The sequence below is a fragment of the uncultured Pseudomonas sp. genome (assembly GCF_913777995.1).
Taxonomy (GTDB): domain Bacteria; phylum Pseudomonadota; class Gammaproteobacteria; order Pseudomonadales; family Pseudomonadaceae; genus Aquipseudomonas.
On the sequence record NZ_CAJYVE010000039.1, the window covers coordinates 80,079 to 93,213 of the forward strand.

Annotated in this window: 11 protein-coding genes; 10 read left to right on the top strand and 1 reads right to left on the bottom strand. The window is 65.7% G+C overall.

Features of this window, described 5'->3' with window-relative positions; translation table 11 throughout:
- Window positions 1-6: 6 nt before the first annotated feature.
- The 6 genes from QZ497_RS17215 (at window position 7) to QZ497_RS17240 (ending at window position 7,212) form a co-directional block, all read left to right on the top strand.
- The gene (locus tag QZ497_RS17215; RefSeq protein ID WP_295477125.1) at window positions 7-2,703 is read left to right on the top strand and encodes a [protein-PII] uridylyltransferase; all 2,697 of its coding nucleotides are present in this window, start codon (window positions 7-9) and stop codon (window positions 2,701-2,703) included.
- A 53-nt stretch (window positions 2,704-2,756) separates the two neighbouring features.
- The gene (gene dapC / locus QZ497_RS17220; protein ID WP_295477127.1) at window positions 2,757-3,950 is read left to right on the top strand and encodes a succinyldiaminopimelate transaminase; all 1,194 of its coding nucleotides are present in this window, start codon (window positions 2,757-2,759) and stop codon (window positions 3,948-3,950) included.
- Between the two features lie 142 nt (window positions 3,951-4,092).
- Complete coding sequence (locus QZ497_RS17225; protein ID WP_295477129.1) at window positions 4,093-4,464, top strand: ArsC family reductase; 372 nt, start codon at window positions 4,093-4,095, stop codon at window positions 4,462-4,464.
- A 44-nt stretch (window positions 4,465-4,508) separates the two neighbouring features.
- On the top strand, window positions 4,509-5,543 hold the full coding sequence (gene dapD / locus QZ497_RS17230; protein WP_295477131.1) for a 2,3,4,5-tetrahydropyridine-2,6-dicarboxylate N-succinyltransferase: 1,035 nt from the start codon (window positions 4,509-4,511) through the stop codon (window positions 5,541-5,543).
- A 59-nt stretch (window positions 5,544-5,602) separates the two neighbouring features.
- Window positions 5,603-6,808, top strand: coding sequence for an aminotransferase class V-fold PLP-dependent enzyme (locus QZ497_RS17235; protein ID WP_295477132.1), 1,206 nt, complete (start codon window positions 5,603-5,605; stop codon window positions 6,806-6,808).
- A complete protein-coding gene (locus tag QZ497_RS17240) occupies window positions 6,805-7,212 on the top strand; it encodes a SufE family protein (protein WP_295477134.1) in 408 nt (135 codons plus the stop codon). The genes QZ497_RS17235 and QZ497_RS17240 overlap by 4 nt, the downstream gene beginning before the upstream one ends.
- Here QZ497_RS17240 and tcdA read toward each other — a convergent pair.
- A complete protein-coding gene (gene tcdA / locus QZ497_RS17245; protein ID WP_295477136.1) occupies window positions 7,203-8,024 on the bottom strand; it encodes a tRNA cyclic N6-threonylcarbamoyladenosine(37) synthase TcdA in 822 nt (273 codons plus the stop codon). The two genes, QZ497_RS17240 and tcdA, sit on opposite strands and share 10 nt — an antisense overlap.
- 171 nt (window positions 8,025-8,195) lie before the next feature.
- Here tcdA and QZ497_RS17250 point away from each other — a divergent pair, with 171 nt between their 5' ends.
- From QZ497_RS17250 to QZ497_RS17265, 4 genes are read left to right on the top strand one after another with little or no spacing between them, the layout of a single operon-like run.
- Window positions 8,196-10,718, top strand: coding sequence for a glycosyltransferase family 2 protein (locus QZ497_RS17250; protein ID WP_295477138.1), 2,523 nt, complete (start codon window positions 8,196-8,198; stop codon window positions 10,716-10,718).
- Between the two features lie 39 nt (window positions 10,719-10,757).
- Window positions 10,758-11,909: a succinyl-diaminopimelate desuccinylase gene (gene dapE / locus QZ497_RS17255; protein WP_295477140.1), complete on the top strand. Its 1,152-nt coding sequence runs from the start codon at window positions 10,758-10,760 to the stop codon at window positions 11,907-11,909.
- Window positions 11,909-12,718 carry a putative RNA methyltransferase gene (locus QZ497_RS17260; protein WP_295477142.1) on the top strand — a complete coding sequence of 270 codons (810 nt, stop codon included), beginning with the start codon at window positions 11,909-11,911 and terminating at the stop codon, window positions 12,716-12,718. The genes dapE and QZ497_RS17260 overlap by 1 nt, the downstream gene beginning before the upstream one ends.
- Before the next feature lie 19 nt (window positions 12,719-12,737).
- Window positions 12,738-13,115: a hypothetical protein gene (locus QZ497_RS17265; protein ID WP_295477144.1), complete on the top strand. Its 378-nt coding sequence runs from the start codon at window positions 12,738-12,740 to the stop codon at window positions 13,113-13,115.
- The last annotated feature ends 20 nt before the right edge of the window (window positions 13,116-13,135 follow it).

Consider the following 13,135-nt stretch of genomic DNA (forward strand, 5'->3'; position numbering starts at 1 on the left):
CGCCCCATGCCGCAGGTGGACCCCGAATTGTTCGATCGCGGCCAGTTCCAGGCGGAACTGGCCCTGAAAGCCAGCCCAATCGCCGCTTTCAAGAAGGCCATCCGCCAGGCCGGAGAAGTGCTGGACCAGCGTTTTCGTGCCGGCCGAGACATTCGCCGACTGATCGAGGACCGCGCCTGGTTCGTCGACAACATCCTCCAGCAGGCCTGGAGCCAGTTCGACTGGCAGGGCGACGCCGACATCGCCCTGCTCGCCGTGGGCGGCTACGGGCGCGGCGAACTGCACCCCTATTCGGACATCGACCTGCTGATCCTGCTGGGCGGCGACGACCACGAGACCTTCCGCGACTCCATCGAACGCTTCCTGACCCTGCTCTGGGACATCGGCCTGGAAGTGGGCCAGAGCGTGCGCTCGGTGGGTGAATGCGCAGTCGAGGCCCGCGCCGACCTGACGGTGATCACCAACCTGATGGAAAGCCGCACCATCGCCGGAGCCGAACACCTGCGCCAGCGCATGCTGGATGTCACCAGCACCGCGCACATGTGGCCGAGCAAGGACTTCTTCCTGGCCAAACGCGCCGAGCAGAAGGCTCGCCACCACAAGTACAACGACACCGAGTACAACCTGGAGCCCAACGTCAAGGGCTCGCCGGGCGGGCTGCGCGACATCCAGACCATCCTCTGGGTGGCACGCCGCCAATATGGCACCCTCAACCTCAAGGCCCTGGCCGGCGAAGGGTTTCTGCTGGAAACCGAAAACAATCTGCTGGCCTCTTCGCAGGAATTCCTCTGGAAGGTGCGCTATGCCCTGCATATGCTCGCCGGACGCGCCGAAGACCGTCTGCTGTTCGACCACCAGCGCAGCATTGCCGCCCTGCTCGGCTACGAGGACACCGAGTCCAAGCGTGCGATCGAAAGCTTCATGCAGAAGTACTACCGGGTGGTGATGAGCATCGCCCAGCTGAGCGACCTGATCATCCAGCATTTCGAGGAAGTCATCCTCAGCGAGGACGACGGCAGCACCCAGCCGCTCAATTCGCGCTTCCAGCTGCACGACGGCTACATCGAGGCCACCCACGCCAACGTGTTCAAGCGCACGCCGTTCGCGATCATCGAGATTTTCGTGCTGATGGCGCAGAACCCCGAGATCAAGGGCGTGCGGGCCAATACCATTCGCCTGCTGCGTGAACACCGCCACCTGATCAACGACGAGTTCCGCCACGATATCCGCAACACCAGCCTGTTCATCGAGCTGTTCAAGTGCGAGATCGGTATCCACCGCAACCTGCGGCGCATGAACCGCTACGGCATCCTTGGCCTGTACCTGCCGGAATTCGGGCACATCGTCGGGCAGATGCAGCATGACCTGTTCCACATCTATACCGTGGACGCCCACACCCTCAACCTCATCAAGCACCTGCGCAAGCTGCAGTACACCGAGGTCTCGGAGAAATTCCCGCTGGCCAGCAAGATCATGGGGCGGCTGCCCAAGCCGGAACTCATCTACCTGGCCGGCCTGTACCACGACATCGGCAAGGGCCGCGGCGGCGACCATTCGGAACTCGGCGCCGTGGACGCCGAGGCCTTCGGCATCCGCCATCAGCTGCCGGCCTGGGACACCCGGCTGATCGTCTGGCTGGTCAGCCATCACCTGGTAATGTCCACCACCGCGCAGCGCAAGGACCTCTCCGACCCGCAGGTGATCCACGACTTCGCGCTGTTCGTCGGCGACGAGGTGCACCTGGACTACCTCTACGTGCTGACAGTGGCCGACATCAACGCCACCAACCCGACGCTGTGGAACTCCTGGCGCGCCAGCCTGCTGCGCCAGCTCTACACCGAGACCAAGCGTGCCCTGCGCCGCGGCCTGGAGAACCCGGTGGACCGTGAAGAGCAGATCCGCCGCACGCAGACCGCCGCCCTGGACATTCTGGTGCGCAACGGCACCGACCCGGACGACGTCGAGCAACTGTGGTCCGGGCTGGGCGACGACTACTTCCTGCGTCACACGGCGGGCGACGTGGCCTGGCACAGCGACGCGATCCTCCAGCAACCCGCCGACGGCGGCCCGCTGGTACTGATCAAGGAAACCACCCAGCGCGAGTTCGAAGGCGCCACGCAGATCTTCATCTATGCCCCGGACCAGCACGACTTCTTTGCCGTGACCGTGGCGGCCATGGACCAGTTGAACCTCAACATCCATGACGCGCGGATCATCACCTCCAGTAGCCGCTTCACCCTCGACACCTACATCGTGCTGGACAGCGACGGCGGCTCGATCGGCAACAACCCAGAACGCATCGAAGAGATCCGCCTGGGCCTGACCGAAGCGCTGCGCAACCCGGACGACTACCCGACCATCATCAAGCGTCGCGTGCCTCGGCAGCTCAAGCATTTCGCCTTCGCCCCGCAGGTGACCATCCACAACGACGCCCAGCGCCCGGTTACCGTGCTGGAGCTGCTGGCGCCGGATCGACCGGGCCTGCTGGCGCGGGTCGGCAAGATTTTCCTGGAATTCGACCTGTCGCTGCAGAACGCCAAGATCGCCACACTGGGCGAGCGGGTGGAAGACGTGTTCTTCATCACCGATGCCGACAACCACCCGCTCTCCGACCCGCAGCTGTGCGCCCGACTACAGGACGCCATCGTCAAGCAACTGAACGTCAACAGCGAACCGGACGGCGGCTTCCGCCTGAGTATCTGACCTGATTCGAAGGCGCCCGGCGGCGGGCGCCCTGCACCCTCGAGACCTGCCTCATGAACAACGCGATGCAACAGCTCCAGCCCTACCCGTTCGAAAAGCTGCGCGCCCTGCTCGGCAGCGTGACGCCCAACCCGGACAAGCGCCCTATCGCCCTCTCTATCGGTGAGCCCAAGCACAAGTCGCCCGACTTCGTCGCCAAGGCCCTGGCCGACAACCTCGACCAGATGGCCGTGTACCCGACCACCCTGGGCCTGCCGGCGCTGCGCGAAGCCATCGGTCACTGGTGCGAGCGGCGCTTCGGCGTACCGGCCGGCTGGATCGACCCGGCCCGCCACGTCCTGCCGGTCAACGGCACCCGCGAGGCGCTGTTCGCCTTCACCCAGACCGTGGTGCAGCGCGAGGCCAACGGCCTGGTGGTCAGCCCCAACCCCTTCTACCAGATCTACGAAGGCGCGGCGTTTCTCGCCGGCGCCCAGCCGCACTACCTGCCGTGCCTGAGCGAAAACGGCTTCAACCCGGACTTCGACGCCGTGTCGCCGGAAACCTGGCAACGCTGCCAGATTCTCTTCCTGTGCTCGCCGGGCAACCCCACCGGTGCCCTGGTACCGCTGCCCACCCTGAAAAAGCTGATCGCCCTGGCCGATCAGTACGACTTCGTGATCGCCGCCGACGAATGCTACAGCGAGCTGTACTTCGACGAGCAGAGCCCGCCGCCGGGCCTGCTGAGCGCCTGCGCTGAACTGGGCCGCCAGAACTTCAAGCGCTGCGTGGTGTTCCACAGCCTGTCCAAGCGCTCCAACCTGCCCGGCCTGCGCTCCGGCTTCGTGGCCGGCGACGCCGAAATCCTCAAGGCCTTCCTGCTGTACCGCACCTACCACGGCTGCGCCATGCCGGTGCAGACCCAGCTGGCCAGCATCGCCGCCTGGAACGATGAGGCCCACGTACGTGCCAACCGCGACCTGTACCGCGAAAAGTTCGACGCCGTGCTGGACATCCTCGGCCCGGTGATGGACGTGCAGCGCCCCGACGGCAGCTTCTACCTGTGGCCTTCGGTCGGCCAGGACGACGCTGCGTTCTGCCGCGACCTGTATGCCGAACAGCACGTTACGGTGGTACCGGGCTCCTACCTGTCGCGCGACGTCGACGGCTTCAACCCCGGCGCCGGCCGCGTGCGCATGGCCCTGGTCGCACCGCTGGCCGAGTGCATCGAGGCCGCCGAACGGATCCGTGCGTTCGTCCAACGCTGACAGCCTGCGCGCACCACGGTACAGGCGCTGCCGTGGTGCGCCGTGCGGATTGTCAGACAGATCGCCACGCGCCTCGGGCACAGTGGCGTTTGCCATGGCATAATCACCGGCTGTTTTCAGCGATGCATGGGAAATACCGGCAATGGCCACAACCGCCAAAGACAGCAACAGCGTGCGCATCTACGGCATCAAGGCCTGCGACACGATGAAGAAAGCCCGTACCTGGCTCGAAGAACACGCCGTGAGCCACGATTTCCACGACTACAAGACTCAGGGCATCGACCGTGAGCACCTCACCCGCTGGTGCGACGAACACGGTTGGCAAGTGATCCTGAACCGCGCCGGCACCACCTTTCGCAAGCTCGACGAGGCGCAGAAAGCCGACCTCGACCAGGCCAAGGCCATCGAGCTGATGCTGGCGCAACCGTCGATGATCAAGCGCCCGGTGCTCGATCTCGGCGAGCGAACCCTGATTGGCTTCAAGCCCGAACTCTATGCGGCAGCGTTGCAGTAGGCCCTTGCGCCACTGACGCCCCCGATCACTCAAGAGGAATCTGCATGTCCACTACCCCATTCAGCCTGGCCTTCGGTGTCGGCACCCAGAACCGCCAGGGCGCCTGGCTGGAAGTCTTCTACGCCCTGCCCCTGCTCAAGCCATCGGCCGAGCTGGTCGCCGCCGTAGCGCCGCTGCTGGGCTACACCGGTGGTAACCAGGCCATCGCCTTCAATACCGACCTGGCAGCGAAACTGGCCGAAGCGGTCAAGCCGGTGGACGCCGCCCAGGCTGCCCTGCTGACCCGCCTGGCGGAAAGCCACAAACCGCTGGTTGCCACCCTGCTGGCCGAAGACGCCGCCCTGACCTCCACCCCCGAAGCCTACCTGAAGCTGCACCTGCTCTCGCACCGCCTGGTCAAGCCACACGGCCTGAGCCTGGCCGGTATCTTCCCGCTGCTGCCGAACGTGGCCTGGACCAACCAGGGCGCCGTCGACCTGGCCGAGCTGGGCGAGCGCCAGCTCGAAGCTCGCCTGAAAGGCGAACTGCTGGAAGTCTTCTCGGTGGACAAGTTCCCGAAAATGACCGACTACGTGGTGCCGGCCGGTGTGCGTATCGCCGACAGCGCCCGTGTGCGCCTGGGCGCCTACGTGGGTGAAGGCACCACTGTGATGCACGAAGGTTTCGTCAATTTCAACGGCGGCACCGAAGGCCCTGGCATGATCGAAGGCCGTGTATCGGCGGGCGTATTCGTCGGCAAGGGCTCGGACCTGGGCGGTGGCTGCTCGACCATGGGCACCCTGTCGGGCGGCGGCAACATCGTCATCAGCGTGGGCGAAGGCTGCCTGATCGGCGCCAACGCCGGTATCGGCATCCCGCTGGGTGACCGCAATACCGTCGAAGCCGGCCTGTACATCACCGCTGGCACCAAGGTGGCCCTGCTCGACGAGAACAACCAACTGGTGCGCACGCTCAAGGCCCGCGACCTGGCCGGCCAGCCTGACCTGCTGTTCCGCCGCAACTCGCAGACCGGCGCCGTGGAGTGCAAGACCCACAAGTCGGCCATCGAGCTGAACGAAGCCCTGCACGCCCACAACTGATGCCGTGTTCGGGTCCGGGCGCTGCCGCCTGGACCCGCCTGACCGAACCGGACTGACCCATGCCCCTCATTTCGCCCTGGCGCGCCGACTTTCCAGCCATCGACGCCCTGCTTCGGCAAGGCCAGACCTATCTGGACAGCGCCGCCACCACGCAGAAACCCCAGGCATTGCTCGATGCCCTGACCCGTTACTACGCCACCGGCGCCGCCAACGTGCATCGGGCCCAGCACCTGCCGGGCGCGCATGCCACCCAGGCATTCGAGGCCTCGCGGCAGAAGATCGCCCATTGGCTCAATGCCGACGCCGGCGGCCAGATCATCTTCACCCATGGCGCCACCTCGGCGCTCAACCTGCTGGCCTATGGCCTGGAGCCACGCTTCGTCGCTGGCGACGAGATTGCCATCAGCGCCCTGGAGCACCATGCCAACCTGCTGCCCTGGCAGCAGCTGGCGCAGCGCCGTGGCCTGAAGCTGGTGGTGCTGCCACTGGATGGCCACGGCCTGATCGACCTCGACGCTGCCGCGACGCTGATCGGCCCGCGCACCCGTCTGCTGGCAGTCAGCCAGTTCTCCAATGTGCTGGGCGCCTGGCAACCGCTGCAACGCCTGCTGGCCCTGGCCCGCGGGCAAGGTGCACTGACCGTGGTCGACGGCGCCCAGGGCGTGGTGCATGGCCGGCATGACGTGCAGGCGCTGGGTTGCGATTTCTATGTGTTCTCCAGCCACAAACTGTACGGCCCGGAAGGCCTCGGCATTCTCTACGCCCGCAATTGGGCGCTGGAACAGCTGGCGCACTGGCAGTTCGGTGGCGAGATGGTCCTCGACGCCGATTACCACCAGGCCCAGTTCCGCGCCGCGCCACTGGGTTTCGAGGCCGGCACGCCGCCGATCGCCAGCGTCATCGGCCTGGGTGCCACCCTCGACTACCTCGACAGCCTGGATAACCAGGCACTGGCCGAGCATGAAGCGCGCCTGCACAAACGCCTGCTCGAAGGCCTGCAGCAACGCGAGCGCATCCGCATCCTCGGAGCACCCGAGCTGGCGCTGGTCAGCTTCGTCGCCGAAGGCATCCACAGCGCCGACCTGGCCCACCTGCTCACCGAACAAGGTATCGCCGTACGCGCCGGCCATCACTGTGCGATGCCGCTGCTCAAGAGCCTCGGCCTGCCCGGTGCCATCCGCGTATCGCTGGGGTTGTACAACGACTCGGACGACCTGCTGCGCTTCTTCGCCGCCCTGGACCAGGCCCTGGAGCTGCTGGCATGAGCCTGTCGCCTGAGGCCCAGGCGGCGCTCGACGCTTTCGCTGGCCAACCGGGCTGGGAACAGCGCGCACGCCTGCTGATGCAGTGGGGCGAACGCCTGCCAGCGCTCGGCGAGGCGCAGCGCACGGAACAGCATCGGGTGCACGGTTGCGAAAGCCAGGTCTGGCTGCTGGGCGAATGTCACGATGGGCGCTGGCAATTCCGCGCCAGCAGCGATGCGCGCCTGCTACGCGGCCTGCTGGCGCTGCTGCTGGTGCGGGTCAACGACCTGCCGGCCGAGCAGTTGCAGCAGGTCGACGTGGCGCAGTGGTTCGACAGCCTGGGCCTGGGCCGTCAGCTTTCTCCGTCGCGCAGCAACGGCCTGAATGCCGTACTGCAGCGCATGCGCGAGCTGACTCAGGCCTGATCGGCTGCCGCCCGCAGGCGCTCGGCCGGGCGCCGCGCACCGGCTACCAGCTTGTCTACCGCCTTGCTCGCCGCGACCATGCCGAAGGTCGCGGTGACCATCATCACCGCGCCGAAACCACCGGCACAGTCCAGGCGCACCCCCTCACCGACGAAGGTCTTGCTCTGGCACACGCTGCCGTCGGGCATCGGGTAGCGCAACTGCTCGCTGGAAAACACGCAGGGCACGCTGTAGTGACGGTTCGGAGTGCGTGAGAAGCCGTAGTCGCGGCGCAGCGTGGAGCGCACCTTGGCGGCCAACGGGTCATTGAAGGTGCGGTTCAGGTCGCAGACCTGGATCTGCGTCGGGTCGATCTGCCCGCCGGCACCGCCGGTGGTCACCAGTTGAATCTTGCGCCGTTTGCACCAGGCGATCAGCGCCGCCTTGGCCTTGACGCTGTCGATGCAATCGACGACGAAGTCCAGCGCTTGAGTGATGTATTCGGCCAGGGTGTCCTGAGTGACGAAATCCGCCACGGCATGCACCACGCAATCGGGATTGATGGCGCGGATGCGTTCGGCCATGACCTCGACCTTGGCGCGCCCTACGGTGCCCTCCAGCGCATGCAGCTGGCGGTTGGTGTTGCTGACGCAGACGTCGTCCAGGTCGAACAGCGAGATTTCGCCGACCCCGGAGCGCGCCAGCGCTTCCGCCGCCCAGGAGCCCACCCCGCCGATGCCGATGACTGCCACATGGGCGGCACGCAGACGCGCCAGCCCCTCGTTGCCGTACAACCGGGCGATACCTGCGAAACGTGGATCTGCTGTGCTCATGCGCGGGACCTCGAAAACCGGCGCGCAGTATACGCCCTGCGCGGTAATTGGTCAGCGCCGCGACCATCCGTCGATGTTGGCAAGCAGGCAGTTCTGCCAGTGTTCGACGCATGACACCAGGCCGCATGCTGACGCCCGACGGTTTATTCACTTCCTCTGATGCCTCGCGCCATGACACTACTGATCGTGCTTTGCCTGGGGCTTCCCGGGCTGTTTCTACTCGGCCTGCTGCTGCGTCGGCAGCAGGACTTCCACGTCCCCGACTGGCCATCGTCCGTTCGAGGCCTGTGCTATGCGCCGTTTCGCCCCGGGCAGAGTCCCGATACATCCAGCCAGCCGGACAAGGCGCAGATACGCGAAGACCTGATGTTGCTGTCTTCGATGACCCGGCACATCAGGACCTATTCGGTCGAAGGCGCACTACGCTACGTCCCAGAGATCGCTGAGGAGCTGGGGCTTGAGGTCACGCTGGGCATCTGGATCAGTGAAGACAGCGCCCGCGACGCGGATGAAATCACCCAGGCCATCGAACTGGCCAAACGCTATCCCTGCGTCCGGCGCATCCTGGTCGGCAATGAGACCCTGTATCGCCACGACCTATCGCTCCGGCGCCTGCTCGATTGTCTCCAGCACGTCCGTGAGCAGGTCAAAATCCCGATCTCCACCTCGCAACAATGGCACTTGTGGCGCGACTATCCGGAACTGGCGCGGCATGTCGACTTCATCGCGGCCCACGTTCTGCCATTCTGGGAAGCCAAGGACTTCCAGCAGGCCGCAGCCCATGTGCTCGAACTGGCCGCACAACTGCAGACGTGGTTTCCCGACCAGCCTCTACTGATCTCGGAAGTTGGCTGGCCCAGCCAGGGCCAAGGCAGCAAGCGTTTGTTCACCTCGCACGAGGAACAAAGCATCAGCCTTAGATGCCAGGTCCGAAGCCTGGAAGAACATGGCTACGACTACTGCATCATCGAAGCCTTCGACCAGCCCTGGAAGACCAGCGAAGGGCTTAGCGGTCGTAGCTGGGGACTGTTCAGCGCCGAGCGTCGTCTGAAGATCCAGCAGCACGGTCCCGTGCGCCATCAGGGCAACTGGCGCAACCGTCTCAGACAATGGCTGGGAGGGCCGCATCCCGACTCGCTGGGCAGGCGCCGGCTGCTGCTATTGGTCGGTGCGCTCTATCTGAGCCTGCTGCTGACCAGCCGCGGGCAATTACAGGCGCTTGCAGCTGCGCTTGCGTGGCCAATGAGCCTGGCCTGGGCGGGCTGGGCGTTGTCGAGCCTGTGGCTAGAATGCCGGGAAAACCTGGAAAGCGCCTGGCTGCCTGAAAAATCCAGATCGTTCCGACCGATCCGCGACACGCAGGCCTGGCGCCCGCCCGTCGCTATCCATCTGGCGTGCCATGATGAGCCCCCAGCCATGGTCATCCAGACCCTCGACAGCCTGGCAAGCCTGCACTACCCGGACTTCGAAGTGCTGGTGCTGGACAACAACACGCCGCATCCGGACACCTGGCGACCGGTGCAAGAGCACTGTCGCCGGCTAGGCCCGCGATTTCGCTTCCTCCACAGCGATGACCTGCCGGGTTTCAAGGCTGGCGCACTCAATCATCTGCTCGACCAGACCTCTCCCGAGGTTCAGGTCATCGCCGTCATCGATGCGGATTACCAGGTCTTCGCAGAGTGGCTTTATGAAATGGTCCCGCACCTGCAGGATCCTGCCGTGGCACTGGTGCAGTCGCCCCAGGACTACCGAGACAGCCGGGAGAGTCTGTTCAAGACATGCTGCCATGCCGAATACCGGGGCTTCTTCAACCTGGGCATGGTCTTGCGTAATGAGCACGATGCAATCATCCAGCACGGCACCATGACCCTGATCCGGCGCTCGGCCCTGGACGCGCAGCGCTGGTCCACAGCATGCATTTGCGAAGATGCCGAACTGGGCCTGCGCTTGCTGGAGCGCGGCTACCATAGCGGCTATCGCAATGCCAGCTATGGCAGAGGCTTGACCCCCGACTCCTTCCTGGCTTTCAAGCAGCAGCGCTATCGCTGGGTATACGGCGCCATGCAGATCATCCGTGACCACGCCGCCGCCTTGATCCTTGGCCATCGCACGCAACTGAGTGCCGCGCAGCGCTATCACTTCCTCGCCGGTTGGGCCGCCTGGCTGCTGGAAGGCTGCAACACCCTGCTGCTGGGCGCAGCCGTGCTCGTCTCGCTGGCGATGCTTCTCTGGCCCCAGGCAGTCGCGGCGCCGCCCCTGTTGATCAGCGCCGTGCCGGTGGCGGTGTTCGGCGTACGCCTGGTGCGTCTGGCCTATCTGTATCGAGTCCATGGTCCGCGGCCATGTCGTGAAGGCCTGGCGGCGACCCTGGCCGGCGTCGCCCTGTACCCGACCATCGGTCGTGCGGTGCTGGCGGGGCTGTGCACCCGCTACCGGCCGTTTCTGCGCACGGCCAAACAGGACCGGGCACCGGGCCTGGCCAGGGCCATCGGCCATGCCCGCGAAGAACTGGGCCTGCTGGCGGTCATCTGGGCGCTGCTCGGCGCGCTGCTGCTGCGGCGTGGCTGGGAAGACCCGGACATGATGATGTGGACTCTCATGCTGGCGGTGCAGTCACTGCCCTGCCTGGCCGCCCTGGCCATGGCGCTTCTGTCCTGCTGGCACCCCGAACAGCGGCGTTTTGCTTTAAGATAACGGCCTTTTCGCCCCCGCCCAGCAACCGGAGTCCTGTTCATGACGGCCCCAGCCGACCTCTCGCCCACCCTCCAACTGGCCTGCGACCTGATCCGTCGGCCGTCGGTCACGCCGCTCGATGCCGATTGCCAGGCAGTGATGATGCGACGCCTGGGCGCGGTCGGTTTCAAGCTCGAACCGATGCGCATCGAAGACGTCGACAACTTCTGGGCCACCCACGGCAACGGCGACGGCCCGGTGCTGTGCTTCGCCGGTCATACCGACGTAGTGCCTACCGGCCCGGTGCAGGCCTGGCAGAACGACCCCTTCGAGGCGCTGATCGACGAGCAGGGCATGCTCTGTGGCCGTGGTGCAGCAGACATGAAAGGCAGCCTGGCGTCGATGGTGGTGGCCACCGAGCGTTTCGTCGCCGACTACCCCGACCACAAGGGCTCGATCGCCTTTCTGATCACCAGTGACGAAGAAGGCCCGGCGCACCACGGCACCAAGGCGGTGGTCGAGCGCCTGGCGGCGCGCAACGAGCGTCTGGACTGGTGCATCGTCGGCGAACCGTCGAGCACCACACTGGTCGGCGATGTGGTCAAGAACGGTCGCCGTGGCTCGCTGGGCGCCACGTTGCACGTGCGCGGCAAACAGGGCCACGTGGCCTACCCGCACCTGGCCAAGAATCCCATCCACCTGGCCGCCCCGGCCCTGGCCGAGCTGGCTGCCGAGCACTGGGACGAAGGCAACGCGTTCTTCCCTCCGACCAGCTTCCAGATTTCCAACATCAATTCCGGCACCGGCGCCACCAACGTGATTCCTGGCGAGCTGGTCGCGGTGTTCAACTTCCGCTTCTCCACCGAATCGACGGTGGAAGGTCTGCAACAGCGGGTCGCGGATATCCTCGACAAGCACGGCCTGGACTGGCATATCGACTGGGCGCTGTCGGGCCTGCCGTTCCTCACCGAGCCGGGCGCGCTGCTCGACGCCGTGTCGGCGAGCATCCGCGAGGTCACCGGCCGCGAAACCCAGGCCTCGACCAGCGGTGGCACCTCCGATGGCCGCTTCATCGCCACGCTGGGCACCCAGGTGGTCGAGCTGGGCCCGGTGAATGCGACCATTCACCAGGTCAACGAACGCATCCTGGCCAGCGACCTCGACGTGCTGACCGAGATCTACTACCAGACCCTGGTGAAGTTGCTCGCCTGATGCTGACCTGCCCGATCTGCAGCGCTGCGCTGGCGCCTGTCGACAACGGTGTGGCCTGCCCGGCCAACCACCGCTTCGACCGCGCCCGCCAGGGCTACCTGAACCTGCTGCCAGTGCAGCACAAGAACAGCCGCGACCCGGGCGACAACCAGGCCATGGTCGAAGCGCGGCGGCGTTTCCTCGACGCCGGGCACTACGCCCCGGTGGCCCGCCGACTCGCCGAGCTGGCCGCCGAACGCGCCCCGGCGCGCTGGCTGGACATCGGCTGCGGCGAGGGTTACTACACCGCGCAGATCGCCGAGGCGCTGCCCAAGGCCGACGGTTATGCCCTGGATATCTCCCGCGAGGCGGTCAAGCGCGCCTGTCGGCGCCAACCTGGCCTGACCTGGCTGGTGGCGAGCATGGCGCGCATCCCGCTGCCCGACGCCAGCTGCCAGTTCCTTGCCAGCGTGTTCAGCCCGCTGGACTGGCAGGAGGCCAAGCGCCTGTTGACGCCCGGCGGCGGCCTGCTGCGCGTTGGCCCCACCCGCGGCCACCTGATGGAAATGCGCCAGAAGCTTTACGACGAGGTCCGCGACTATGCCGACGACAAGCACCTGGCCCTGGTCCCGGAAGGCATGCAGCTGGACCATAGCGAGACCCTGACCTACACCCTCAAGCTGATCGACGGTCAATCGCGCGCCGACCTGCTGGCCATGACCCCGCACGGCTGGCGCGCCAGCGCCGAGCGCCGCACGGCGCTCATCGAGCATCCCGGGCCATTCAAGGTCACCGTCTCCATGCGCTACGATCATTTCGTCCTGCGCTGAACATTCAATCGAGGCCATCATGCGTCAACCCGATATCGAGATTTACCTCAAGGACGAAGACGTCGATCACAAGGCCATTACTGCCTGGCTGAGCAACGCCCTGGGCCCTTGCAGCGAATGGAAGCAGAAAGGCCAGACCTGGAAATGCAGCGCTGGCGACATCCCGGTCACCTGGGTGCCCAAGGCGGTCGGCAAATGGAACAGCCTGTTCCTGGAAAGTGACCAGACGCCATGGGACGACGACATCGCCTGCGCCCGCGCCGCCTTCGCCGCCCTGGGCGTGGAAGTGCGCTGCGCACCGGGCACCTGGGTCGAGGACGACGGCGAAGACGACGCCGACCGCTGGATCCGTGTCAGCGCCGATGGCGAGCAGGAAATCGTCTGGCGCACCTCCTGATCCTGACCCACCTTGCCCTG